Origin of the sequence: Enterobacter cloacae complex sp. IR5458, from assembly GCF_049238025.1 — a bacterium.
Taxonomy (GTDB): Bacteria; Pseudomonadota; Gammaproteobacteria; order Enterobacterales; family Enterobacteriaceae; genus Enterobacter; species Enterobacter kobei.
This window is the reverse complement of record NZ_JBMKIF010000022.1, coordinates 52,840-78,839: the sequence shown is the minus strand read 5'-3', so window position 1 is coordinate 78,839 and position 26,000 is coordinate 52,840. Positions and strand designations below refer to the sequence as shown.

General features: G+C 53.0%; 27 protein-coding genes. 9 read left to right on the top strand and 18 right to left on the bottom strand.

The window, feature by feature from the left end; all coding sequences use genetic code 11:
* Positions 1–130 precede the first annotated feature (130 nt).
* Positions 131–1,096: a L,D-transpeptidase LdtC gene (gene ldtC, locus ACOTYN_RS17805; RefSeq protein WP_045135031.1), complete on the top strand. Its 966-nt coding sequence runs from the start codon at positions 131–133 to the stop codon at positions 1,094–1,096.
* A 73-nt stretch (positions 1,097–1,169) separates the two neighbouring features.
* On the opposite strand, the gene bhsA is transcribed toward ldtC, so the two are convergent.
* On the bottom strand, positions 1,170–1,427 hold the full coding sequence (gene bhsA / locus ACOTYN_RS17800; RefSeq protein ID WP_014883401.1) for a multiple stress resistance protein BhsA: 258 nt from the start codon (positions 1,425–1,427) through the stop codon (positions 1,170–1,172).
* 244 nt (positions 1,428–1,671) lie between these two features.
* Between bhsA and comR the strand changes: the two genes are divergently transcribed.
* Positions 1,672–2,307, top strand: coding sequence for a TetR family copper-responsive transcriptional repressor ComR (gene comR / locus ACOTYN_RS17795; protein ID WP_014883400.1), 636 nt, complete (start codon positions 1,672–1,674; stop codon positions 2,305–2,307).
* 59 nt (positions 2,308–2,366) lie between these two features.
* On the opposite strand, the gene ACOTYN_RS17790 is transcribed toward comR, so the two are convergent.
* From ACOTYN_RS17790 to hinT, 8 genes are all read right to left on the bottom strand, one after another.
* The gene (locus ACOTYN_RS17790; protein ID WP_008500779.1) at positions 2,367–2,906 is read right to left on the bottom strand and encodes a glycine zipper 2TM domain-containing protein; all 540 of its coding nucleotides are present in this window, start codon (positions 2,904–2,906) and stop codon (positions 2,367–2,369) included.
* A gap of 193 nt (positions 2,907–3,099) precedes the next feature.
* Positions 3,100–4,404, bottom strand: coding sequence for an NAD(P)/FAD-dependent oxidoreductase (locus tag ACOTYN_RS17785; protein WP_023337096.1), 1,305 nt, complete (start codon positions 4,402–4,404; stop codon positions 3,100–3,102).
* Positions 4,405–4,641: 237 nt separating this feature from the next.
* Positions 4,642–5,184, bottom strand: coding sequence for an alpha/beta hydrolase YcfP (gene ycfP / locus ACOTYN_RS17780; protein WP_014883398.1), 543 nt, complete (start codon positions 5,182–5,184; stop codon positions 4,642–4,644).
* Between the two features lie 34 nt (positions 5,185–5,218).
* Positions 5,219–6,244 (bottom strand): beta-N-acetylhexosaminidase, encoded by a 1,026-nt coding sequence (nagZ, locus tag ACOTYN_RS17775; protein WP_045135098.1) that lies wholly within the window; start codon positions 6,242–6,244, stop codon positions 5,219–5,221.
* Between the two features lie 11 nt (positions 6,245–6,255).
* Positions 6,256–7,080: a thiamine kinase gene (thiK, locus tag ACOTYN_RS17770; protein ID WP_023332708.1), complete on the bottom strand. Its 825-nt coding sequence runs from the start codon at positions 7,078–7,080 to the stop codon at positions 6,256–6,258.
* Positions 7,061–7,708 carry a penicillin-binding protein activator LpoB gene (gene lpoB, locus ACOTYN_RS17765; RefSeq protein WP_014883395.1) on the bottom strand — a complete coding sequence of 216 codons (648 nt, stop codon included), beginning with the start codon at positions 7,706–7,708 and terminating at the stop codon, positions 7,061–7,063. Before lpoB ends, thiK begins: the two co-directional genes overlap by 20 nt.
* A 10-nt stretch (positions 7,709–7,718) precedes the next feature.
* The gene (locus ACOTYN_RS17760; protein WP_023332707.1) at positions 7,719–8,093 is read right to left on the bottom strand and encodes a YcfL family protein; all 375 of its coding nucleotides are present in this window, start codon (positions 8,091–8,093) and stop codon (positions 7,719–7,721) included.
* Between the two features lies 1 nt (position 8,094).
* Entirely contained in the window at positions 8,095–8,454 is a 360-nt protein-coding gene (gene hinT, locus ACOTYN_RS17755) for a purine nucleoside phosphoramidase (RefSeq protein ID WP_008500786.1), read from the bottom strand.
* Between the two features lie 350 nt (positions 8,455–8,804).
* Here hinT and fhuE point away from each other — a divergent pair, with 350 nt between their 5' ends.
* A complete protein-coding gene (gene fhuE / locus ACOTYN_RS17750) occupies positions 8,805–10,994 on the top strand; it encodes a ferric-rhodotorulic acid/ferric-coprogen receptor FhuE (RefSeq protein ID WP_071922375.1) in 2,190 nt (729 codons plus the stop codon).
* Between the two features lie 144 nt (positions 10,995–11,138).
* Here fhuE and ptsG read toward each other — a convergent pair whose 3' ends face one another.
* The 6 genes from ptsG to pabC form a co-directional block, all read right to left on the bottom strand.
* Positions 11,139–12,572 carry a PTS glucose transporter subunit IIBC gene (gene ptsG / locus ACOTYN_RS17745; RefSeq protein ID WP_014883391.1) on the bottom strand — a complete coding sequence of 478 codons (1,434 nt, stop codon included), beginning with the start codon at positions 12,570–12,572 and terminating at the stop codon, positions 11,139–11,141.
* Positions 12,573–12,869: 297 nt separating this feature from the next.
* Positions 12,870–13,664, bottom strand: coding sequence for a metal-dependent hydrolase (locus tag ACOTYN_RS17740; protein ID WP_071922376.1), 795 nt, complete (start codon positions 13,662–13,664; stop codon positions 12,870–12,872).
* 10 nt (positions 13,665–13,674) lie between these two features.
* A complete protein-coding gene (holB, locus tag ACOTYN_RS17735; RefSeq protein ID WP_014883389.1) occupies positions 13,675–14,679 on the bottom strand; it encodes a DNA polymerase III subunit delta' in 1,005 nt (334 codons plus the stop codon).
* Positions 14,676–15,317: a dTMP kinase gene (tmk, locus tag ACOTYN_RS17730; protein ID WP_014883388.1), complete on the bottom strand. Its 642-nt coding sequence runs from the start codon at positions 15,315–15,317 to the stop codon at positions 14,676–14,678. Before tmk ends, holB begins: the two co-directional genes overlap by 4 nt.
* Positions 15,307–16,329 (bottom strand): cell division protein YceG, encoded by a 1,023-nt coding sequence (gene yceG, locus ACOTYN_RS17725; protein ID WP_332957231.1) that lies wholly within the window; start codon positions 16,327–16,329, stop codon positions 15,307–15,309. Before yceG ends, tmk begins: the two co-directional genes overlap by 11 nt.
* A gap of 1 nt (position 16,330) precedes the next feature.
* Positions 16,331–17,140: an aminodeoxychorismate lyase gene (pabC, locus tag ACOTYN_RS17720; protein WP_014883386.1), complete on the bottom strand. Its 810-nt coding sequence runs from the start codon at positions 17,138–17,140 to the stop codon at positions 16,331–16,333.
* Positions 17,141–17,532: 392 nt separating this feature from the next.
* Here pabC and ACOTYN_RS17715 point away from each other — a divergent pair, with 392 nt between their 5' ends.
* From ACOTYN_RS17715 to ACOTYN_RS17690, 6 genes are all read left to right on the top strand, one after another.
* Positions 17,533–18,072 (top strand): fimbrial protein, encoded by a 540-nt coding sequence (locus ACOTYN_RS17715; protein ID WP_014883385.1) that lies wholly within the window; start codon positions 17,533–17,535, stop codon positions 18,070–18,072.
* 78 nt (positions 18,073–18,150) lie between these two features.
* On the top strand, positions 18,151–18,822 hold the full coding sequence (locus tag ACOTYN_RS17710) for a fimbrial biogenesis chaperone (protein WP_014883384.1): 672 nt from the start codon (positions 18,151–18,153) through the stop codon (positions 18,820–18,822).
* A 38-nt stretch (positions 18,823–18,860) separates the two neighbouring features.
* Positions 18,861–21,404, top strand: a complete 2,544-nt coding sequence (locus ACOTYN_RS17705; RefSeq protein ID WP_071922377.1) for a fimbria/pilus outer membrane usher protein — start codon at positions 18,861–18,863, stop codon at positions 21,402–21,404.
* Positions 21,395–22,396, top strand: coding sequence for a fimbrial protein (locus ACOTYN_RS17700; protein ID WP_023338248.1), 1,002 nt, complete (start codon positions 21,395–21,397; stop codon positions 22,394–22,396). Before ACOTYN_RS17705 ends, ACOTYN_RS17700 begins: the two co-directional genes overlap by 10 nt.
* A 16-nt stretch (positions 22,397–22,412) precedes the next feature.
* Entirely contained in the window at positions 22,413–22,940 is a 528-nt protein-coding gene (locus ACOTYN_RS17695; RefSeq protein WP_047361706.1) for a fimbrial protein, read from the top strand.
* A gap of 6 nt (positions 22,941–22,946) precedes the next feature.
* A complete protein-coding gene (locus ACOTYN_RS17690; protein WP_032636988.1) occupies positions 22,947–23,468 on the top strand; it encodes a fimbrial protein in 522 nt (173 codons plus the stop codon).
* 62 nt (positions 23,469–23,530) lie between these two features.
* On the opposite strand, the gene fabF is transcribed toward ACOTYN_RS17690, so the two are convergent.
* The 3 genes from fabF to fabG all read right to left on the bottom strand — a co-directional run bounded on the left by fabF (position 23,531) and on the right by fabG (position 25,989).
* A complete protein-coding gene (gene fabF / locus ACOTYN_RS17685) occupies positions 23,531–24,772 on the bottom strand; it encodes a beta-ketoacyl-ACP synthase II (RefSeq protein ID WP_014883379.1) in 1,242 nt (413 codons plus the stop codon).
* A gap of 91 nt (positions 24,773–24,863) precedes the next feature.
* A complete protein-coding gene (acpP, locus tag ACOTYN_RS17680; RefSeq protein ID WP_003857954.1) occupies positions 24,864–25,100 on the bottom strand; it encodes an acyl carrier protein in 237 nt (78 codons plus the stop codon).
* A 154-nt stretch (positions 25,101–25,254) separates the two neighbouring features.
* Positions 25,255–25,989: a 3-oxoacyl-ACP reductase FabG gene (gene fabG / locus ACOTYN_RS17675; RefSeq protein WP_008500795.1), complete on the bottom strand. Its 735-nt coding sequence runs from the start codon at positions 25,987–25,989 to the stop codon at positions 25,255–25,257.
* Between the last annotated feature and the right edge of the window lie 11 nt (positions 25,990–26,000).

Below are 26,000 nucleotides of genomic sequence, written 5' to 3'. Positions count from 1 at the left end.
GCCAGTGCTGCCGGGGGGACAATTTACAAACTCTTTGCACTTCACCCGATCTTCCCGACACACCCTTTCGCCATAATTATCATTAACACCTTATAAAACAATAACCTTATCATTTATATGGATTATGGTGATGATGACCTCTTCGCGTTTTACCCGCTGGATAACCCTGTTTGCGCTGGCTGCCGCCGTCGCGGTTGCGCTTCCCGCTCGCGCAAACACCTGGCCTCTTCCACCGCCTGGCAGCAAGCTGGTCGGGGAAAACCGCTTTCATGTGGTTGAAAATAATGGCGGTTCACTGGAAGCGATTGCCAAAAAATATAACGTCGGTTTTCTGGCTCTGCTGCAGGCGAACCCCGGCGTCGATCCGTATGTCCCGCGAGCGGGCAGCGTACTGACGATCCCGTTACAAACTCTCCTGCCGGATGCCCCGCGCGAGGGGATCGTCATAAACCTGGCTGAGTTACGTCTCTATTATTATCCGCCGGGTAAAAATGAAGTGACCGTCTACCCTATCGGTATCGGTCAACTGGGCGGCGACACCCTGACACCGACGATGGTGACGACCGTCTCGGATAAACGGGCGAATCCAACCTGGACGCCAACGGCCAACATTCGCGCCCGTTATAAAGCCCAGGGCATCGATCTTCCCGCGGTTGTTCCGGCTGGCCCGGATAACCCTATGGGGCACCACGCGATCCGCCTGGCGGCATACGGTGGGGTTTACCTGCTGCACGGAACGAATGCCGACTTTGGCATCGGCATGCGCGTCAGCTCCGGCTGTATTCGTCTGCGCGATGACGATATCAAAACGCTGTTCAACGTCGTTACGCCGGGGACTAAAGTGAATATTATCAACACGCCGATTAAAGTCTCTGAGGAGCCGGGCGGCGTACGGCTGGTCGAAATTCACCAGCCGCTCTCAAAAAATATCGGCGACGATCCGCAGACGTTACCCATTAACCTGAATGCTGCGATGGTGAGCTTTAAAACGAATGCGAATACCGAGAGCCAGGTGATGGAACGTGCGATGGAGGCCCGGTCAGGCATGCCGACCGATGTCACCCGGCATCACGATATCGTTCAGCAGTCGATGTAAAACAGAACGTAAAACGCCCTGCTTAGCAGGGCGTTTTTTATTGCAGTGGCATAAATGAGGGTTTATGCCCGGCTTATTTGTAGATGACAGCCGTGCCGTGCAGCGTGTTAGGACCGGTCACAGAGGTGATGCGGTAGGATTTTGCACCCATTGCTTCCGCTTTTTGTGCCAGCTGATCTTCCAGTGAACCCAGGTTAGTCCCGGCAGACGCAGAGATCGTCCCGACTTTATGCTGATCGGCTGGCGTTGACTGAACTTGTACAGCAGCAACGCTTGCGAAAGAAAGTGAACTCAGTACGGCTGCAGCGATGAGGGTTTTTACGTTTTTCATGATGTTTACCTTTGGCAGATGAATTTGGAGGTCGTTAGCGATTTAGTTAACGATCGATAGGTAAATCATAAATGTGATCCAGCTCACGCGTCAACATAATTTTATAACGAGCATTAATTAATTTTTAAAGTCTTTAATTTTCATACATATATGATTAATTTATTTTTAAGCATTCTGCACTGGTGATGGGTTGCGTTTATTTTTATAATGGTTATTCAACAAATCAACTGAGGACCAACGGCAAATGACAACCGACGTCACGAGTTGTGCGAAGAAAAGCCGTGGCCGACCAAAAGTGTTTGACAGGGATGCAGCGCTTGATAAGGCCATGACTCTCTTCTGGCAACATGGGTATGAAGCGACCTCGCTTTCCGATCTGGTAGAAGCCACCGGCGCCAAAGCACCGACGCTCTATGCTGAATTTACCAACAAAGAGGGGCTGTTCAGGGCAGTGCTGGACCGATACATTTCGCGCTTTGCAGCGAAACACGAAGCCCAACTGTTTTGTGAAGAGAAAAGCGTTGAACAGGCGCTACGGGATTACTTCACCGCCGTTGCCACCTGCTTCACCAGTAAAGATACGCCCGCGGGCTGCTTTATGATTAACACCTCCGCCACCCTGGCGGCTGCGTCGAAAGAGATCGCCAATACGGTGAAATCGCGTCATGCCATGCAGGAAGAGACGCTCAGCGCATTTCTGGCTCAACGCCAGCAGCGCGGTGAAATTCCCGCGCACTGTCAGCCGCAGATGCTGGCGCAGTACCTGAGCTGTATTTTGCAGGGTATGTCGATCAGCGCGCGTGAAGGCGCGACGCTGGAAAAACTGCAGAATATAACCGAAACCACACTACGCTTGTGGCCTGAACTCCTCAAAATTTGAGGTAAAAAAAAGCTCCTCAGCCTGAGCGCTTGAGGAGCTAAGTTCAGAGAACATCTTTTTTACACTTTGTTATTCAGTACCAGCTGGCCATTTCCATCCAGTGGGATTTGCGTTCCTGGGTCTTTATCCATACGGATTTTGCCCTGCTGATCGCCAATTTTGTAGGTCACGTCATAACCCAGCATTTTTTCCGACTTGTCATAGACGGTTTTACAACGCTGCTGAGTCGTGGTGTAAGTATCGTTATCCTGCATCGCACCCTGCACCTGGTTGCCGGCATAGCCGCCACCCAGCGCACCAACGACGGTCGCGACATCTTTACCCCGGCCACCGCCAAACTGGTGACCAATTACCCCACCCGCTACTGCACCCAGAACAGAGCCGGCAATACGGTTTTCATCCTGTACCGGACGACGGTGGGTCACGGAGACGTTACGGCACTCCTGACGAGGGGTTTTTACGGTTTCTTTAATGGGAGTTGCAGAAACCACCTGCGCATACTGCGGGCCGCGATCTAATACGTTGAGACTGGCAACAGCAGCCACACCTAACGCCGCTGCGACACCAATCCCTATACCCGCCAACATAGATTTATTCACGGGACTTCCTCCTTTGTTGCTATTGGTAACAATTTTGCAATGAAGCCACGGCTTCGCCAATAAGACAAAGGATCAAAAAGTGGACACTGGAGAGGGATATATCATGTTTAGGAGAACTCTTAAGCACCGAATCCATGACGGGCAGCATGATATGCTAAAAACTCCCTCCGGAGGGCCCGGAGGGAGTGAAAGATTAGTGGAGTTTAAGACGCGGACGGATGACGCGGTTGATTCTGCCCACCAGCATCATCAGGCCCGTTTTGAAGTAGCCGTGCAGTGCGATCTGGTGCATACGGTACAGTGAAATATAGACAAAGCGTGCTATGCGCCCTTCTACCATCATCGAGCCACGCATCAGGTTACCCATCAGGCTACCGACGGTAGAGAAGTTGGACAGCGATACCAGAGAGCCGTGGTCTTTATAGACATACGTCTTCATCGGTTTGCCTTTGTACTGCGCCAGAATGTTATGCAGCACCAGGCTTGCCATCTGGTGCGCAGCCTGAGCACGCGGCGGCACGAAGCCACCTTCAGGCCGCGCGCAGGAAGCACAGTCGCCAATCGCAAAGATTTCCGGGTCGCGCGTGGTTTGCAGCGTTGGCTCCGTCACCAGCTGGTTAATGCGGTTCGTTTCCAGACCACCGATATCTTTCATGAAATCAGGCGCTTTGATACCTGCCGCCCAGACCATCAGATCCGCTTTGATGTACTCGCCGTCTTTGGTGTGCAGACCGCCTTCGTCGGCGCTGGTCACCATCGTCTGTGTCAGCACCCGCACACCCAGTTTGGTAAGTTCATTGTGCGCCGCACCGGAGATACGCGGAGGCAGCGCCGGGAGGATGCGTTCACCGGCTTCGACCAGCGTGACGTTCAGCGCGTCGTTTGTTAACCCTTTATAGCCGTAGCTGTGCAGCTGTTTCACCGCATTGTGCAGCTCAGCAGAGAGCTCTACCCCCGTTGCCCCGCCGCCGACAATCGCAATGTTAACCTTGCCATTCGCACCCATATTATTGGTGTACTTCAGGAACAGGTTCAGCATCTCCTGATGGAAACGACGTGCCTGGTGCGGGTTATCAAGGAAGATACAGTGCTCTTTCACGCCCGGCGTGTTGAAATCGTTAGAGGTACTGCCCAGCGCCATTACCAGCGTGTCATACGCCAGTTTGCGTTCAGGAACCAGCAGCTCGCCTTTTTCATCACGCAGCTCTGCCAGGGTGATGGTTTTGCTTTCACGGTTGATATCCACCACGGAACCCAGCTGGAACTGGAAATGGTGATTGCGTGCGTGCGCCAGATAGCTCAGCGCATCCACGCCCTCATCCAGCGATCCGGTCGCCACTTCGTGCAGCAACGGTTTCCACAGGTGACTGTGGTTACGATCCACCAGCGTGATTTTGGCTTTTTTACCGCGACCCAGCTTCTTACCCAACTGTGTGGCCAGCTCCAGCCCGCCAGCACCACCGCCTACAATCACTATCTTTTTCAATGGCGTAGTCAACGTGACCCCCTCAAATTATTAACCAATTGTTAATTAAAAGTTATAAAAATAACCCTTAATTAACAACAGGTTACAGCACTGAAACCATTCAGGTGAATTGAGAATACCACGTCAGGCGCATTGGTCATACCAAAATTGATATGCATCAAGTTTTGATGGCTTAAAAGTAGACAATTCTGGACAAAAAGAAACCCGGTACGCATTAGCGACCGGGTTCCGGAGGTGACTGACTGTGGCTTAGCCCAGCGTTTTAAAGGCTTTTATGCGCTGCAGATGTGGGGAGATGTTCTTGAACTTATGGGTCTGTTCTTCATCCCAGACAATCTCATAGTAATGATGCAGAAGCTCCGCAGCCCGGTGGCTGTTGAGCGCCTCATCATTACGCGAAAGGATCACCAGACACCGGTCGCGGTTTTTATCGCGAAAATTACTGACGCACTTGGTGGCAATATCGACGTACTCTTCCGGGCGGTCAATTTTGCCTTCCATGTTCTCATTCGGGAAAAGGTTAGGATTAAATACAACCTGGCGTATGTCGCACAGAAAACCAATCCGCTCTGCCCAGTAGCCACCCAGGCCCACGCCGCAAATCAGCGGGCGATCGTCGATATTAAGCTGCAGCATCTTGTCCACTTCTTTGAGCAGATGCTGCATATCATGCTTCGGATGGCGCGTGCTGTAGCTGATCAACCGGACATCGGGATCGATAAACTGCAGCTGCAACACCTTCTCATGATTACCAGGACTGTTTGAGTCAAAACCGTGTAAATAGATGATCATTGTCTTCTCACCATGCTACGCCTTCCGGGAGGGATTACAGGCTGGCTTTGTGCGCCTGCCAGCGCTCATTCAGGTCTTCAAGCCGGGCGTTGACCGTCTTCCAGCGCGCCGAATCCATCAGCTCCTGACGGCTAAATGAACCTTTATGATACAATTGTGTAACACGCTCAGCATTGATCGGCGACAGGTTATCCAGCACGCTAACAGCCCCTTTACGATTATTGCAGACCAGGATCATATCGCAACCTGCGTCCAGCGACGCCTGACCGCGTTCTGCATAGCTGCCCATAATTGCCGCCCCTTCCATCGACAAATCGTCGGAGAAAATCACGCCATTGAAACCCAGCTCCTGGCGCAATACGGTTTTCAGCCAGTGCGGAGAGCCACTGGCCGGCCGCGGGTCGACGTCGCTGTAAATCACGTGGGCAGGCATGATAGCGTCAAGTTTGTTATCGGTGATAAGTGAACGGAACACCGACATATCTTTGGCACGAATTTCCGCTTCCGGGCGCGGATCGCGCGGGGTCTCTTTATGGGAATCCGCCGTCACGGCTCCGTGGCCCGGGAAGTGTTTGCCGGTGGTTTTCATACCTGCATCGTGCATCCCGTCGATAAATCGGGTCGCCATTGCCAGCGCAATACGCGGATCTTCATGGTATGAGCGCTCACCAATCGCGGCGCTGATATGGCCCACGTCCAGCACCGGGGCGAAGCTGATGTCGATATCCATAGCAATCATTTCACTGGCCATCAGCCAGCCAGCGTCCTGCGCCAGTTTTCCCCCCTCTTCCGTCCCGAGCAGCGCGGCGAAAGACTGGGCAGCCGGCAGATGGGTGAAACCGTCGCGAAAACGCTGCACGCGCCCGCCTTCCTGATCGACGGCCACCACCAGATGGTTACGCGACGCGGCGCGGATCTGACGCACCAGCTCGCGCAGCTGCGCCGGATCGTGATAGTTGCGGGTAAACAGGATCAGGCCGCCCACCAGCGGATGCGCCAGAATGTCACGCTCCTCCGCATCCAGCTCAAACCCTTCAACATTCAACATGACTGGACCCACACTCACCTCTCTTATCCTTTCGTTTGTAACTGACGCCAGGCATCGTTTGCCAGCGCAATAAATTGTTTATCTCTGGACTGCTGAAGGCGCATTTCAAACCAGCCCGCCATCAGCATAATGACCCAGGGTCGCCAGCGTCTCACCTGACGAGCCAGCGCGTCGGCGTCAATATGCGCTACTCTGGCATACTCTCTGATGAGCGTCAGCCGCGCGGCGTCACTTTCCGTCCAGACCGCGGCCAGCTCCAGCGCCACATCGCCGTCTCCGGCATATTCCCAGTCAATAAGTCTGGCTCCTCCTGACGTATGCACAATGTTCCCGGCGTGTACATCCATATGTAACGGTGAGAGCCGAATCGGTTGCGGCTCGCCCGCTTTACGCAGCCGTTTGAGATGCGCAAGCCAGACCGGGGTACGTCTTTTCGGGGAGGCTTGCTGCCAGTAGTGCTCAAGCAGCGGAAGTAACGCGATTCGCCACCCCAGACGCTGTTGCTGGTGCAGATGATACAGCATCGCCGCGAGCTCCGGGGTGTCCGGCAGCGCGCTTTTCACCTCGCCCTCAAGATAGTCGACGGCCATCCAGCCCTGTCGGAAAAAACGGGGTTCCGGCACGAGATCCGACGGAAGACGTCTGAGGGCACGAAACTGACGACGAAAATGGAAAGCGGGCGCGAAGGGATCGTGATTATGCCGTAAGACCAGACGGTGCGCACCCTGCTCCAGAATACAACTCGCGCCGCCAAGCCCGGAGTGGGCCTGCGGCGCGATAAGGCGGTACTGCGGAAAATAGCGCGTCAGGATCGCATCACGCGTGCTGTCATTGTTGCGTAACCGCACCTTTACCTGACCAGATAATTTCGCCTGTCTGAACCAGCATCAGTTGCATCTGCAGGGCTGGGGTATTCACGTTGCCGGTCGCATTAGAGTACAGCACATACTGGGCGCCAACGTTGCGGGCAATCCCAATCGCCTTGCTGCGAGTGCCGAGGCTATCCTGCGGCGACAGGCCGAGTTGCTGTTTGGCCACCGCAAGCTGCTGAGCAGAGACCAGCGTAAACTTGCCGTTGTTCGCCAGGGCATTGCGCAGGGTTTCCGTCGCTTCGCCCGCGTTCAGCGAACCGTTAGTACGGTTGTTAACGCTGTCGACCAGCAGCACGCCGCCTGCCGTCACGCCCTGTGCCTGCAGCATTTTACCGACCATCGGTTGCATTGCACCGTTCCAGTCATAATGGCGCACGCGCGGCGTAGGCTGTGACGTCTGGTCCGGGTGCTCAATTGGACCAGGCTGTGACGGAATGGACGGTACAGACGGCACGGTTGGCTGTGGCTCCGTTGGCGTTGTCGGCTGCTCAGTACCCGGTTTAGCCTCTTCTACAGGTGCAGGCTGTTCAGTACGGGTCACACACCCTGCCAGAAACAGAGCGAAAGCTGTCACGAGCGCATAACGGCTCAAATTTTTAATCAAAGTTCACCCCTTACAGATAAAGATAAAGTCTTACCTTATGTGCACCCAAATAGCTGGCGCTGTCATAGATCGTTACCGACGACCTCGCCGGAAGGGTGACGCTGCGCGGCGCCTCCAGCGGATGCATTTCAAGACCTCTTACGTCATACCAGAAAAAACGGTAGTGGACCGTCACGGGTTCATTTCGTTCGTTAAAGAGCGCAGAGGAGGCTGAAGACTTAATTTCACTGACGGTTAACGCGGGCTGTTGCGCCGTAATACCCGCCGCCAGCACGGAGGACTCCATCACCAGCGTCTGTTCATCGCTCACGGGGATCGCCGGGCGCGTGCTGCATCCCACAATCATCATCGTCATTACCAGCGCTGCAATACGCCCTTTAAACATGTCAAAGACCTTTGTGTGCCAGCATCGGCCCCAGAGGACGTCCACCCAGCAGATGCATGTGAATATGATAAACTTCCTGGCCGCCATGACGATTACAGTTCATGATCAGACGGTAACCGTCTTCCGCTATGCCTTCCTGCTCGGCAATTTTCGCCGCCACCGTCAGCATACGACCTAACGCCACTTCGTGCTCGGTTTTTACGTCATTTACGGTCGGAATCAGAATATTGGGAATGATAAGGACGTGTGTCGGTGCCTGGGGGGAAATGTCCCGGAAAGCCGTCACCAGTTCATCCTGATAGACGATATCCGAGGGGATTTCGCGACGGATAATTTTACTGAAAATCGTTTCTTCAGCCATGACCTTTTCCTTTTTTGTTAAATCTGGCGTGGTGCGTCCGCTGATAACACACTCTCGGGAAGACTGTGTGACACAATCCAAGAGTATGAGCGAGTTTCTCCTGTCCTTTCAACCTTCTCCCCCGAATTCTTTCCTGAATCTTCATCAGCTGAATGAAGAGTGACCGCTCAGGCGTATTCACTGGCTGAAACATTATTTCAGTTCCGCTCGACACATCTGTTTACAGCATTAATGGCAATGCGTATATTTCGCATTTGCATTTTCATGCGCATTTTTAACATAGAAAACGACGTCAGACCGCGATCGCGGGACTGATGCTACCAACCTTCACCGTTCTTAAGGGTTTGATCATGTCTTTCAATCATCATACCAGGGATGGGCAACGTCAGCCTGTCGCAACGCCTTCGTTGCTGGCAGCCTGTATTGCTATGGCATTGATGCCAGCCGTGAGTTTTGCTGCCTCCACAGACGAAGATACCGTTGTGGTTGATGGCAGTTTCGATAACGCGCCTGCCTTGTCCGACGGGCAGGATCGGGACTACAGCGTCAAGACCACCACCACCGGGACCAAACTGCTCCTCGTGCCTCGCGATATTCCGCAGTCCGTCAGCGTCATCAGCCAGCAGCGCATGGCGGATCAAAACCTGCAGTCTATCGGCCAGGTGTTAACTAATACCACTGGCGTGACGGCGCAGGTTCAGGACAGCGACCGTACCGTATTTTACTCACGCGGATTCTTCGTGAGTAACTATGCGTACGATGACCTGCCGACCTCCATCAGCGAAGTGTGGAACTTCGGCGATACTGCCGCCGATACCGCGATTTATGACCGTATCGAAGTGGTACGCGGCGCAACCGGCCTGATGTCCGGGACGGGAAACCCGGCGGCCTATGTCAATATGGTGCGCAAACATGCAGACAGCAATGAATTCAAAGGTAATGTCAGTGCCAGCTACGGCAGCTGGGATAAACAGCGCTACGTGCTGGATCTGCAGGCGCCGCTGGTGGAGTCCGGCAAGATACACGGCCGCCTGATTACGGGCTATCAGGATAACGACAGCTTTGTTGATAACTACCACTACCGTAAAAAATTCCTCTACGGCGTGGTGGATGCGGATGTGACCGACAGCACGACCCTTTCTGTCGGCTATGAATACCAGGAAAGCAACACCGAGGATCCGACCTGGGGCGGATTGCCAACCTGGAACAGCGACGGGAGTAAAACCCATTACGATCGTAGCCAGACCGTAGCGCCAAAGTGGGCATATTCGGATAAAGATAACACCCGCATTTTCGCCAACCTGACTCAGCGCTTTGACAACGGCTGGGAAGCCCACATCAACGGCATGCATGCTGATACGAATTTCGACAGCAAACTGATGTATATGTCCGGCTATCCCGATCAAGCGACCGGTGCAGGCATGGTGGGCTATGGTGGCTGGAACAAAGGCGAGCGCAAACAGGATGCGGTTGATGCCTTCCTGCGGGGCGGATTCGATCTCTTTGGCCGTCAGCACGAAATGATGTTTGGCGGCAGCTTAAGCCGCCAGCGCAACCATTATGACAATAGGATGCCGGATGCGTTATACGGCATGATCGACGTGGGTAATTTCAAAAACTGGAACGGGGATATTGCCGATCCTCAGTGGACGCCATGGAAGCTCTATAGCCAGGACGACATCCGTCAGTCATCGGCCTATACTTCCGCCCGCTTCTCGCTTGCCGATCCGCTGCACCTGATCCTCGGGGCGCGCTATACCAACTATAACATTCGCTATAACCCGGCGGGCTCTCCGGACACCCGTCTGGAAAGTACCAAAGATGACGTCACGCCTTACGCGGGCCTGGTCTACGACATTAATGAAGACTGGTCGACTTACGTCAGCTATACCTCAATCTTCCAGCCTCAGGACAAGCGTAATGCCAGTGGTCGTTACCTCGACCCAACGACGGGTAAAAGCTATGAAGCCGGTGTGAAAGCGGACTGGTTCAATACCCGCCTGACCACCTCGCTGGCAATTTTCCGCATTGAACAGGATAACGTGGCGAGCAACACTTATACCTACATGCCGAGCGGTGAATCCATTTATGAATCGCTGGACGGTGTGGTGAGTAAAGGGATTGAGTTCGAGCTTAACGGCGCGCTGACGGATAACTGGCAGCTAACGTTCGGCGCAACCCGCTACATTGCTGAAGATAAAAACGGCAACGCAGTCAGCTCCGATCAGTCGCGCACAACCATGAAGCTGTTTACCCGTTATCAACTGCCAATGCTGCCAGAACTAACCGTGGGCGGTGGCGTAAACTGGCAGAATAAGGTGTGGACGGATGTGGACGGCGGCCCGGCGGGACAATCACGTGCAGAGCAAGGCAGTTACGGGCTGGTTAACCTGTTCAGCCGTTATCAGGTCACCAAAGAGTTTGCCGTCCAGGCTAACGTCAACAACCTGTTTGACAAAGAGTATTACGATTACGTCGGCTCTTATGTGGTTTACGGCGCGCCGTTGAACGTCTCGGTGAGCGCGAGCTACGACTTCTGAGTGTTTAGCCGGGTGGCGGCTGCGCCTTACCCGGCCTACATTTGCACTCCGTTGCCCCGGTAAGCGCAGCCGCCACCGGGCACAACAAACCGCAGCAATAAAAAAGGCAGCCATTCGGCTGCCTTAGTCTCCCCTGCTCACAGCTTAGCTGTTGCGGATGTACTCATCCATTTCGGTTTTCAGGTTATCGGATTTCGTACCGAAGATTGCCTGAACACCAGAACCTGCAACAACCACGCCCGCTGCGCCCAGTTTTTTCAGACCCGGCTGGTCTACTTTCGCAACATCGGCAACGCTCACACGCAGACGAGTGATACACGCGTCCAGGTTAGTGATGTTCTCTTTGCCACCGAACGCTGCAACCAGGGCCGGAGCCATTTCGCTGGTCACACCTGCTTTGCTGTCTTCAGTTGCATCTTCACGGCCTGGGGTTTTCAGGTCCAGTGCTTTGATCAGCACGCGGAAGATGGTGTAGTAGACAACGGCATAGCACGCACCCACGATTGGGAACAGCCACAGTTTGCTGCTGTTACCGGACAGAACGATAAAGTCGATCAGACCGTGAGAGAAGGACGTACCGTCACGCATACCCAGCAGGATACAGATTGGGAACGCCAGACCCGCCAGAATCGCGTGGATAACGTACAGGATCGGCGCAACGAACATGAAGGAGAACTCGATCGGCTCGGTGATACCGGTCAGGAACGAGGTCAGCGCTGCGGAGATCATGATACCGCCCACTTTTGCACGGTTCTCTGGTTTAGCAGAGTGCCAGATTGCAATCGCAGCAGCCGGCAGGCCGTACATTTTGAACAGGAAGCCACCAGACAGTTTGCCTGCAGTTGGATCACCTGCCATGTAACGTGGGATATCACCGTGGAATACCTGGCCCGCTGCGTTGGTGAATTCACCAATTTGCATCTGGAATGGAACGTTCCAGATGTGGTGCAGACCGAATGGCACCAGGCAACGCTCGATGAAGCCGTAGATACCAAACGCCACAACCGGGTTCTGGTAAGCAGCCCACTGAGAGAAGGTCTGGATCGCGGAACCGATTGGTGGCCAGATGAAGGACAGGATCACGCCAGTGAAAATCGCTGCCAGACCAGAGATGATCGGAACGAAACGCTTGCCCGCGAAGAAGCCCAGATACTCAGGCAGCTTGATGCGATAGAAGCGGTTAAACATATACGCTGCAATCGCACCGGAGATGATACCGCCCAGAACACCGGTGTCTGCCAGGTGTTTCGCGGCAATCTCTTCTGCCGGTAAATGCAGAACCAGAGGCGCAACCACAGCCATGGTTTTCACCATGATGCCGTAGGCAACCACTGCAGCCAGCGCAGAAACGCCGTCGTTATTGGTGAAGCCCAGCGCCACACCGATCGCGAAGATCAGAGGCATGTTAGCAAAGACGGAACCGCCTGCTTCGGCCATCACATGGGAAACTACGGCTGGCAGCCAGCTGAAGTTTGCAGAACCGACACCCAGCAGGATACCTGCGATAGGCAGTACGGATACTGGCAGCATCAGCGATTTACCGACCTTTTGCAGGTTAGCAAATGCATTCTTAAACATAATTGAGAGTGCTCCTGAGTATTTGTGCTTTTTTTACGCTTTCACGCATTGGCCCGGGGGGAGTACCGTGCCGTGGACAGGACATCTAAGCGCCCTTTATTTATTACACAGAGTAAAATAATTCCCTCTGGGATTGTTTGACGGCTATCACGTTTCAGCTTAAGACGGACGAAAAACTTGCAGTTATTTACAAAAAGCATGTCTGGATGTGTCTAAATACATCCTCACCGCCCCAAATGAGGCGGTGAACTTTACTCGTTTTGTTTATTAATTACGAGCCTAAAAAAAACAGGTGTATCAGACAGATTGCAGGCGGGCGGGGTCGATATGGAACAGCGCAGAGAAGTTTTCCGTCGTGACGCGGGCCAGCTCTTCGATGCTGACGCCTTTAAGCACGGCCATGTATTCCGCAACGTCTCGCGTCATGGCTGGCTGGTTCTCTTTCCCGCGATGCGGTACCGGTGCCAGATACGGAGAGTCTGTTTCTACCAGAATGCGGTCGAGCGGAACATAACGCGCAGCATCACGCAGCTGCTCTGCATTACGGAACGTCACGATCCCGGAAAACGAAATATAAAACCCTAGATCAAGCAGTTTACCCGCCGTTTCTCTGTCTTCTGTGAAACAGTGTAGTACGCCACCGCAATCCGTCACCTTTTCTTCCTGGAGGATCGCCAGCGTATCGGCGCGTGCATCACGGGTATGCACGATGACCGGTTTGTTCAGCTCGCGGCCAATGCGGATATGGTTGCGGAAGGATTCCTGCTGGTGCGGTTTCGTTTCCGGCGTGTAAAAATAGTCCAGCCCGGTTTCACCCATCGCCACGACGCCCTCTTCCGCAGCCAGTCGGCGTAACTCATCAACATCGTACGCTTCATCCTGGTTCAGCGGATGCACGCCGCAGGAGAACACCACGTTATCGCGAACGCCCACCAGCTTACGCATGGCGCGGTACCCCGGCAACGTCGTCGCCACGGCAAGACAAAATTTCACATCGCGGGCAGCGGCTTTTGCCAGCACGTCATCCACGTCATTGTGAAGGGATTGATAATCCAGGCCATCAAGATGGCAGTGTGAGTCGACTAAAAACATAATGTCTCTCTCAGAGATGGGAAACAGGCGGCGTAACGCCTGGTTGCAGGTAATGTTCAATACGCAGTAACTGGTCGGTCAGTAACAGCTCGCGATTAAGACCCGTTACGGTTAAAAGCTGTTCCCGGCTTTCGCAGATATCATGAAGGATAGCGTGCAAGGACGTTCCTGAAAGGCGGCTCGCCAGCAGGTTCACCAGTGGCCACGCGTCCGGGTTTGTCAGTAGCGTTGCCCGCTGCTGGAGCTTTAGCGCATCCAAAAGTAAGGACGCCAGCCAGTGCAAACGCTCAACGGCCCGATCGCTATTCAGTGCAGGCAGCAAGCTCAACCAGTCCTGGCTGTTGAGCGAAGCCTCGACAGCCTTACAGAGCGTTTCTCGCTGCGACCAGACGTCGGGTTGCAGTAATGCCAGCGCCGCTGCGGGCGCGCCGCTGCTCAGGCGAAGCGCAGAGAGCGCACTTTCCTGTGACGTTGTCACCTCGCGTTCTAGCCAGCTCAAGGACCATGATTCCTGGGGCACCGCAAGGTGATGAAGACGACAGCGGCTGCGCAACGTTGCCAGCAATCGGCCCGGATCGCGGCATGAGAGGAAGAACCATGTTTTCTCCGGCGGCTCTTCCAGCGTTTTGAGCAGCGCGTTAGCCGCCGCCTCGGTCAGTAATGCAGCGTCGTTGAGCCAGACGACTTTCGCCCCGCCCAGTCGCGCATGTTCGTACAGTTTTTCACTGACTTCACGCACGGCATCAATACCGAGCGCGCTTTTGCCCTTCTCAGGCGCCAGCGTGTAATAGTCAGGATGCGTGCCCGCCTGCATCAGCTGGCAGCCACGGCATTTCCCGCAGCTTTTGTGCCCTTCAGGCTGCTGGCACATCAGGAAACGGGTAATGGCGTAAATTAGCGCATCATCCCCCATCCCCGGCAATGCCTGAATCAGTAACGCATGATGCCCCCGACCGGCCTGATAGCTGTTGATCAGCTGTTCAAAGTGCGGGCGCAACCATGGATACCATTTCATGCCTGCTGCTCCTGTAGCCACTGCGTAACGGTCTGCTGGATGTCTTGCGTGACGTCTTCCAGCGATTGCGTCGCATCGATGGTACGAATTGAGCTGTCCTGCGCGGCCAGCTCAAGATAGCGTGCGCGGGTGCGGTTAAAGAAATCAAAGGACTCTTGTTCAATGCGATCCAGCTCGCCGCGCGCGCGGGCGCGTTTGAGGCCCACTTCCGGAGTGACATCCAGATAGAGCGTCAGGTCCGGGCGAAAATCACCCAGTACGGCATTACGCAGCGTTGCCAGCATTGTCTGGTCAATACCGCGTCCCCCGCCCTGATACGCCTGAGTGGACAGATCGTGACGGTCGCCGATCACCCACTTGCCATCGGCCAGAGCGGGTTTAATCACCGTCTCAACCAGCTGGACGCGGGCCGCATAGAACATCAGCACTTCGGCTTTGTCAGTGATAACTTCGTCACCAACAGATTTGATATCCAGCACCAGGCTGCGCAGTTTCTCAGCCAGCTGAGTGCCGCCTGGCTCTCGGGTGAAGACCATGTCAGTGACGCCAAGCGCGTTCAGCGTTTCCACCACTACGTCGCGAGCGGTGGTTTTCCCCGCGCCTTCGAGTCCCTCAATGACAATGTATTTACTGCGCATTTTTTTCCTTAAGTGCCTTCAGATAGTCCTGAACAGAGCGATTATGACTGACAAGGTTGGTGTTAAAGGTGTGCCCCCCTTTTCCGTCAGCCACAAAATAGAGATACGGTGTTTTGGCCGGATGCGCGGCGGCTTTAAGCGACGCCTCGCTCGGCGTTGCAATCGGGCCCGGCGGCAGGCCGTTAATGACGTAGGTATTATACGCCGTTGGCGTCTCGAGATCTTTCCTCGAAATCTTTCCGCTGTAGCGCTCGCCCATGCCGTAAATAACGGTAGGGTCGGTTTGCAGACGCATGCCAATGCGAAGACGGTTGATAAATACCGACGCGACCCGATCGCGCTCGGCAGCAACGGCAGTCTCTTTCTCGATGATCGAAGCCATGGTCACGAACTGGTTTTGATCTTTATAGGGCAGCCCTTCCATACGCCCTTCCCAGGCGGAATCGACTGCCGCGACCATCTTTTTGTGCGCCCGTTTAAGAATCGCGACATCCGTCGTGCCCGCGGTGTACATCCAGGTGTCCGGCCAGAACCAGCCTTCCACCCACTCGGGATGCTCAAATTTCAGCACCCCGGCGACCGTCTCGTAACGATCATCTTTCAGAGTGTGCTTGATATAGGGCGCTTCACGCAGCTGTTTCAGGTAATCGCTCAGTCGCATCCCTTCGACAAAACGCAGCGGGAACTGCGCTTCTTTGCCACTTTCCAGCAGCTGCAGCATCTCCCTGACGGTCATGCCGGGCGTAAAACGATAGGTACCGGCCTTGAAGTGAGACAGTTCCGGCTCGATACGCAGTAACCACTGGAACACGCGCGGGCGGTTGATGATTTTATCGCTGTAAAGCTGTTCGCCCAGCGCCATCCGCCCGGTACCGGCTTTAAGGGTAAAAATCGTCTCGTCTTTAATGAGGATCTTACTGTCCGCCAGCTGGAAAACTTTCCATACACCGACGCCGGCGGCAGCGCCGAGGACAACCAACAGTAACAGAACAAGGCGTAACAGTTTCATCATGCTAATCGGACGACTCACAAATTGGGGCTAAATAGTGGTAAAGTTCGCGCGCGGGCCACTCTCGCTCTGCGTAGCGCTGTACGGGGACAACCGGCATTAGCGCGTTACAGATAAGCACTTCATCAGCCTGCGCGAGCGCCGTTAGCGGCGCATTCACTTCGACAACGCGATACGCGGTCAGTGCAAGTTGGGCGATAATAAACTGCCGCATAATGCCGTTTACGCCCGCCTGATCGAGGCGTGGGGTAAAGACATCCTGCCCACAGCGCCAGAACAGATTTGCGGCACAGCATTCCGTAAGCCACCCATCGCTGTCAAGGACAAGGGCTTCATCGGCATCCGTCTGCTCAAGATGAGAACGAATCAGCACCTGCTCAAGGCGGTTGAGGTGCTTCATTCCTGCAAGATAAGGGTTGCGACCCAAGGGGATCGGGCTGAGAGCAAGCGTTACGCCGGTTTCTTTCCAGCGTGCGTAATGCGTAGGATATTCAGAAACGCTCAGGATGCGCACCGGTTGCTGACAGCCTGCGGGGCTATAGCCGCGACCGCCAGCTCCACGCGTGATAACGACCTTTAACACGCCGTCACCCTGTTTTTGCGCCATATCCCGCATTTCCGCAGCAAGGGTTTCCCATGCATCAAACGGGATAGCCAACCTTGTGCAGGCCGTCTGCAAACGTGTCAGATGGTGGCTGAAAAGTGAAACAACGCCGCCGCTAATTCGAGCAGTGGTAAAACAACCATCCCCAAACTGAACGCTACGATCGTTCACATCTAACTTTTTTTGTAACTCACCATTAATTAGATACATTCACCCTCCATATAAATACCTGACTAGGGTGGCAGGTGAAAGAGGATATCGCAAGTCTGTTATCTTCGAATAAATGTAAAAAAGCACAGGAAGGTTGGGCGCGCCTACGCCTGTATACATGAGAGAAATGCTATTCATCTATTAATGAATAAATGAAATATTATTCACGGATAGGATTATTAAAGTTAAATTAAAAACACTCATTAGATATAGTTTATAGTTCATATTTTAGCACATAGATATAATCCCCCATGTGAATACCCAAGTGCGCAAGATGGTTTTAAAAACACAAGACAATGTTTCTTGCTGAAAACTATCGAGCATCATCACATCGTGTGCCATGAGTACTCACCTGTGTTTTATATCAATCACACTCTTCAAGGACATTATCAATGAAAGGAAAAGTAGCGGCTGTTGCCTTAATCACTACACTCGGAATGGTTTCTGCCGCGCAGGCCGATGATGGACAGGTAAATTTCACCGGTAATATCATCGAGCAAGGTTGTAAAATTGACACCACCATGACCGCGCCGCAGACCGTCAAGTTAGGTGATATCGCTAAAACTGCTCTGCCAGAGGCTGGTTCCGTTGCCGCGAATACTCGCTTTACTCTGAAACTGTCTGAGTGCCCGGCAGACCTGAAAGGCAAAGCTGTTGTTGTGAAATACACCGGCAAACCAGACGCCACTAATAATGACTATCTGGAAGTCACCGGCGCAGGCACCACTGGCGTTGCCAAAGGCGTTGCTATTCAGTTGCTGAACGGCGACGGCACCGCGTTACCGCTGGCAACCGCATCTAAAGCAGCGACCATCGATGCGACTGCTGGCACCGCTACCATGAATTTCAGCGCACAGTATATCGCAACTGCCGCTACCGTTGAGGCGGGTTCCGCTAACGGTACCGCTAACTTTACGCTGGCATACAATTAATCATCGCGCGATAAATTTCCGCCTTTGGCTATAAGCAATGCCGGGGCTTCCCGGCATTGCTATTTTGAGGTTAACCAGATGAAATTAGTGAATTCATTAATCGCCGCTGCATTTGTTTTTTCAATGGCAACAGCGCAAGCGGGTGTTATTATTGGAGGCACTCGCATTATATATCATGCAGACAAAAAAGAATCTTCCCTGGACGTCAAAAACCCAGACCCATACTCCTATTTAATTCAGTCATGGGTTGATAAAGATGAAAACGACACCAGTAAAACACCGTTTATCGTCACGCCGCCCCTGTTCCGCTTAGCTGGCAATGAAGAAAACAAACTGCGTATTATTAATACGGGCGGGAATCTGCCACAGGATCGTGAGTCACTGTTCTGGATGAACATTAAAACCATTCCGGCAACAGAAAAGTTAGACAACGTAAATACCCTACAGATTGCGATTAAGACACGTATCAAACTCATTTATCGCCCCGCATCGCTTACTGAGATGCCGGAAAAGTTTGCCAGCAAGCTTAGCTGGAAACGCAGCGATCAACAGCTTACGGTCAGTAACCCAACCCCCTATTACATGAACTTCAGCGAAGTCAAAGTCGGTGCCAGTACGGTTACGGATGCGACATACGTTGCGCCCATGTCCAGCGCGACCTTCAGTCTTCCGGCAAATGCCAAAGGCAATATTCGCTGGAAAATTATCAGTGACTTCGGCGCAGCTGGCGCGGAACACCAGACGCAGTAATCACTCATTAGATACTCGGACTCCGAAAGGATCACGGAATGATCAGAGCTAAAAAAAATAAGATCTCGCCAACCAGGCTGGCCTGCTTCATCGCATTGCAGTGTACGTTCTCGTTGTCGCACCCTGCCTGTGCCCGGGAATATTTTAACCCCGCGCTACTGGGTATTGACGGTCCAGGTAAAGACATTTCTGACCTGAGTGCCTTTGAAGAAGGTGTTGGCCAAATGCCGGGTACTTATCGCGTTGACGTGCTGGTCAATCAGACATTGACTGGCACACATGACATTGAATTTAGCATGCAAAAGGACAGTCACGGCCAGACATCATTGCAACCGTGCATAAGCATGGAGATGCTACGTGACTTTGGCGTCCGAACCGAGCAATTTCCGCAACTGACCGGAGAGAACCATTGCGCAAACCTGGCCGCTATTCCCAACGCTGCTACTCAGTTCGTCTTCAATAAACAGCAACTTTTGTTGAGCATCCCTCAGGCGGCGATGAATAACCAGGCGCGTGGATATATTGCTCCAGAACGCCTGGATGAAGGCATCAATGCGCTGCTGCTTAATTACAGCTTTACAGGCGGCAACACCCAGGCTCGTCACTCTGATATGACCGATTCAGACAGCTATTACCTGAACCTGCGCCCAGGGCTAAATATCGGCCCATGGCGCGTTCGTAACTACAGCACCTGGTCACGCAATACCAGCGGCGACAATACCCAGAATAACTGGGATTCGGCATATACCTACGCTCAGCGAAATATTATCGCGCTCAAAAGTCAGCTGACACTTGGCGAAAGCAACTCCCCTTCCGATCTGTTTGACAGCGTGCCTTTCCGGGGTGCGCAACTGGCCTCCGATGACGACATGCTGCCTGACAGCCTGCGCGGCTACGCACCGGTGGTTCGCGGAATTGCCCGGACCAACGCCCAGGTCATCATTAAACAAAACGGCTACACCATTTACCAAAGCTATGTGTCGCCGGGGGCATTTGAGATCACTGACATGTATCCCACGGGCAGTAGCGGCGATCTGGACGTGACGATTAAAGAAGCTGACGGCAGCGAACAGCACCAGTTGGTCCCCTTCGCCTCACTGCCGGTTCTACAGCGTGAAGGTCGTTTAAAGTACAGCCTGACCAGCGGTCAGTACCGTCCTTACGACAGCGCCGTCGATAAAACATTCTTTACTCAGGGCTCGGCCATCTACGGCCTGCCAGCAGGATTTACCGCCTACGGCGGCGGACAGCTATCGCAACATTATCAGTCGCTACTTGTGGGGATCGGTAAAAACTTTGGTGGGCTAGGAGCCGTATCCGTCGATGGCACGCAGGCCTGGTCAACCCAACAGGATCAGGAAAAAGCGATCGGCCAGTCAATGCGGGTTCGTTACAGTAAAAACATTCTCGAAACGGGGACCAATATCGCCATTTCGGGTTATCGCTACTCAACTTCAGGCTATTACACCCTGCAGGAAGTACTCGACACCTGGCGGGACAGTAACTGGCAGGACAATACCGAACGCCGGCGTAATCGTGCCGAGATATTGCTTAACCAGAATCTCTGGGAAGGCGCGGGGTCCATCTCGTTAAACGCCATCAGCGAGGATTACTGGAACAGCGACCGAACAATGCGCTCAATCGGCGCGGGTTACAGCAACAGCTGGAACGGCATCACCTGGAGCCTGAACTACAGCTTTAACCGTAACACCACTGATGCCCGCGACAGCGACACCGTTTACAGCGAGGACCAGGTGTTCTCAATGAGTATCAGCGTGCCGCTGGATCGCTGGCTCAGCAGCAGTCGCGCCACCTACAACCTCAATACCAGTAAACATAGCAGCACCAGCCATACGGTCGGGCTGAATGGCACCGCGCTGCAAGATCAGAACCTCAACTGGAGCGTGCAGGAAAGCGAGACGAACCACGATGAGGGTAACGGTGGTAGCGCCAGCCTGGACTATCAGGGTACCTATGCCAGAATGAACAGCGCCTACAGTTACGACCACGATCAGCGCCGGGTAAATTATGGTATCAGCGGCGGTGTGGTTGCGCATGCAAATGGCATTACGCTGAGTCAGGAATTAGGTGAGACCGTCGCTCTGGTTGAAGCGCCGGGAGCAAGCGGTGTTGATATCACTAACCAGACGGGCGTCAGCACCGATTTCCGCGGCTATACCGTTGTGCCGTTTATCAGCCCATACCGTGAAAACACGCTGTCGCTGAATACCGAACAACTGCCGGATGATGCCGACGTTGAGCTTTCTGCGAAAACGGTCACGCCAACCCGAGGGGCTATTGTCCGGGCACATTTTGACACACGTGTGGGTAAACGCGTTTTGATGACGTTAACCCGTCGTGACGGGCGCCCTGTTCCGTTTGGTGCAATCGTGACTGACGACAAGAACGCAAAAACCACCTCGATTGTCGGTGATGGTGGACAGGTTTATCTGGCTGGTATGTCACTTCAGGGAAGTGCAACCGTTAAATGGGGTGCAAATAAGCAGTGTCATACCCGCTGGCAATTACCAGAGAGCACATCATCAAGCGCAATTGTAGAGGTCAACGCATCATGTCGTTAAATAAAATGCTTAAAAAATGGCTAACCCCTGTTATTTTTATTCCATGTGGTCTGTCAGGCATAAATTGCGCCTACGCAAATTATATTGAAGTTCAATCTTTCCATGTCATGCACCATGGATTTTCTACATTATCTATACCGAATGTCGTGGGCGGCACGACAGACTGGTATGATAATGATTCCATTTATACCGAGACTATCCCCGGCGAAGGAAAAAACTCCTATATTGATTTGTCTGTTAACGGACAATTACTTGCCGACAATGTGACCTGGGCAACAAGCAATCCAGGTATTGGTATTCAATATCAGGTCCATGTTTCATCTGTACCAGGATATTCTCCGCAAGATAATCCCACAGCTCCCAATTACCGCATCAATCTGCCAATTGTCGATGGTAGCGCGCGTGACGGTTACTACCATGTATGGTATCGCCTGGTCAGATTAAGTGAAAAAATACCAGCAGGTACTATTATTTCTGTCCCCGACGTAACCATGAACGTACATAACCCTGATGGTGATGGTGTTGCGTTAGATTCGGGCCTGATTCTGTCCGGCGTAGTCAGTCAGCCAATTATAACTGCCTGTACTATTAACGCACCAAAGGAAATAAAATTATCCCCACTGTATGGCGCAAGCCTGGCAAGTGGCGCATCAAACATTACCGACGTACCCAAAGTTGAGTTGAAAAACTGCCCTGGCGCGATTAATGGGATCACCTATAACTTATTCGCGGTATACGGCGCACACAATGCCAATAATGGGGTATTAAATACGGTCACTGGCGATGGTTACGCCAGCAATGTCTATATTCAGGTACAGAACGCCGATGGTTCTGCACATAAGATCAACAGTGAGATCAATCTGGGCCTTTATGACGGCTCAGGCGACTACACCCTGCCCGATTTTAAGGTCGCTTATTATATTGATGACGCTGCAACCGTTACTGCTGGCAATGTGAAATCGGCCATTGAACTTAAAGTAACCTACAACTAATACATAAGGAATGAAAATGAATATCGCGAATGGAAAAAAAATAGCGATTCTGGCAACGCTCTGCGGAGGTCTGTTTTCTGGCACGTGTTCAGCCAACTCGGTCAATATTGACATTACAGGCACGGTTGTTGCCTCACCCTGTGTGGTCAATGGAGATAGCCCCTCGCTGGCGGTAAAATTAGGTGACAATATACAGGCTGATAGTCTGGCCACTGCCGGAAGTGCAACAAACTGGACTAACTTTACGCTTGCATTAACAAACTGCCCTGCTTCAACGTCCAGCTTTAGCGTTACTTTTGGCGGTACAGCGGATACCGATACTAACTATTATAAAAATACCGGAACGGCCACTAACCTGAAGCTGGAGTTGACCGACGAAACGACTAACACGGCTTACAAGAGTGGCGCCACGTTGCAAAATGTCGCCATCAGCAGCAGTACGCACGCCTATGATTTGAAAATGCGCGCCCGAGCAGTTTCCAACGGCAACGTGATGCCAGGCACCATTATCGGCCAGGCACAGGCCACCTTTACCTATCAGTAATGCAGGATGGGGATGATGATAGAACGGGTAAAATCTACTCTCGCATGCCTGGTGTTTGCACTTTGTAGCTCCGCGCAGGCAACCACTATCGATCTGAGCGGCACGGTCGTGGCGTCTGCCTGTACCGTGGATGCGGGATCCAAAAATCAGACAGTAAGGTTCGATCAAGCACGAGCGGTAAACTTTAGTCGCGTTGGGGCAACCGGAGAATGGCAGGATTTTTCACTCACGCTTTCATCCTGCCCCAGCTCAACGACACGTGTTAAGGCTACCTTGACCGGCGATTCAGACAGTGACGATCAGACAAAATTTGCTAATAGCAGCGGGGATGCAACAGGCATGGCGATGCAGATCATGACCCGCGATCATCTCACCGAGATCTCACCCGCGGGCTCGATTACCGTCGATGTAGACAGAACAACGCACAATGCGCAGTTTCCTCTCGCGGCCCGCCTCTATACCCCTACGGGAACCGTCACGGCAGGCGAATTTAACACCACCGTCCAGTTCACTTTCACCTATCAGTAACAAAAATGTGAACTAAAAAAAACGGAGCGCTATGCGCTCCGTTTTTTATGGGCAAGAAACCATTACACGCGTTTGAAAATCAGCGAGCCATTGGTACCGCCGAAGCCGAAGGAGTTACACAGGGTGTACTCCATACCGCTAACCTGACGCGCTTCGTGAGGCACGAAGTCCAGATCGCAACCTTCATCCGGGTTATCCAGGTTGATGGTTGGTGGAACCGCCTGATCGCGCAGCGCAAGGATAGAGTAGATTGACTCTACTGCACCCGCCGCACCCAACAGGTGACCGGTCATGGATTTCGTGGAGCTGACCAGTACGCGGCTGGCAGACTCGCCGAAGATAGACTTAACAGCCTGAGCTTCCGCTTTGTCGCCTGCAGGTGTAGAGGTACCGTGCGCGTTCACGTAGCCAATCTGAGCTGGCGTAATGCCCGCATCACGGATCGCGTTTTCCATTGCCAGCGCAGCACCTGCGCCATTCTCCGGAGGAGACGTCATGTGATAAGCATCGCTACTCATACCAAAGCCAACGACTTCAGCATAAATTTTCGCGCCGCGTTTTTTCGCGTGTTCGTACTCTTCCAGCACGAGCATGCCCGCACCGTCACCCAGTACGAAACCGTCACGGTCTTTATCCCACGGACGGCTTGCCGCCTGAGGATTATCGTTACGGGTAGAGAGCGCACGCGCTGCACCAAAACCACCGACACCCAGAGGGGTACTGGCTTTTTCTGCACCACCCGCAACCATAGCATCTGCATCGCCGTACGCAATCATGCGCGCGGCCTGGCCGATGTTATGTACGCCAGACGTACAAGCAGTCGCGATTGAAATGCTTGGACCACGCAGGCCAAACATGATGGTCAGGTGACCCGCCACCATATTAACAATCGTGGACGGAACGAAGAACGGGCTGATTTTACGCGGGCCGCCATTCATCAGGGATGTATGGTTTTCCTCGATCAGGCCAAGACCGCCAATCCCGGAGCCGATAGCGGCACCGATACGGGTTGCGTTCTCTTCCGTAATTTCAAGGCCAGAATCCTGCATGGCCTGAACGCCAGCGACAATTCCATATTGAATGAAGGCATCCATCTTGCGCTGTTCTTTGCGCGAGATGATCTCTTCACAGTTAAAATCCTTTACTAAGCCAGCAAATTTCGTTGCATAGGCGCTAGTATCGAAATGGTCGATTAGGCTGATGCCGCTCTGACCGGCAAGGAGAGCTTTCCAGGTGGACTCTACGGTATTGCCGACAGGAGACAACATGCCAAGTCCGGTCACAACTACACGACGCTTAGACACGTTTGTCCTCCAGGGAGGGATAAAAAAAGAGATTCGTGGGACTAAAAAAGATAAAACTCAGGCGGTCGAATGACCGCCTGGAGATGTTCACTTACGCCTGGTGGCCGTTGATGTAATCAATGGCAGCCTGAACGGTGGTGATCTTCTCAGCTTCTTCGTCCGGAATCTCAGTATCAAACTCTTCTTCCAGAGCCATTACCAGCTCAACGGTGTCAAGAGAATCTGCGCCCAGGTCTTCAACGAAGGAAGCGGAGTTCACAACTTCTTCCTGCTTAACGCCCAGCTGTTCGCCGATAATTTTCTTAACGCGTTCTTCGATAGTGCTCATACTCTTAAATTTCCTATCAAAACTCGCTTTCGCGATGGTTTTCGTAGTGTATAAAATGTTGAAAAATTTGCAACTAAATCCCGGCAGGTCTTACCACGATTTTACGTTATTTTGAGGCCATTTGCCCTAATAACGCAAATATTTTCGATCGTGATTAAACCATGTACATCCCGCCGTTGACGTGGAGGGTTTCACCAGTGATGTAACCCGCTTCGTCAGAGGCTAAAAATGCAACCGCACTGGCGATTTCTTTAGGGTCGCCAAGACGACCCGCCGGAACTGCCGCCAGTGTACCCGCACGCTGCTCATCGGTCAGCGCACGCGTCATGTCCGTTTCAATAAAGCCCGGAGCAACAACGTTTACAGTAATCCCGCGGGACGCGACTTCACGCGCCAGCGACTTACTGAAACCAATCAGACCCGCTTTCGCCGCAGCGTAGTTAGCCTGACCAGCATTTCCCATGGTACCAACCACAGAACCAACAGTGATAATACGACCATGACGCTTTTTCATCATAGCGCGCATTACCGCTTTTGACAGACGGAATACAGATGACAGGTTGGTTTCGATAATATCGTTCCACTCATCATCTTTCATTCGCATCAGAAGGTTGTCGCGAGTGATCCCGGCATTGTTTACCAGAATATCCACTTCGCCAAACTCTGCACGAATATTTTCCAGAACAGATTCGATAGATGCAGGTTCGGTCACATTCAGTACCAGACCTTTACCGTTTGCCCCCAGATATTCGCTGATGGCCTGAGCGCCATTCTCGCTGGTTGCTGTACCAATCACTTTCGCGCCGCGCGCAACCAGTGTTTCAGCAATTGCGCGCCCGATACCACGGCTTGCGCCAGTGACCAGGGCAATTTTTCCTTCAAAACTCATGGTATTCCTCA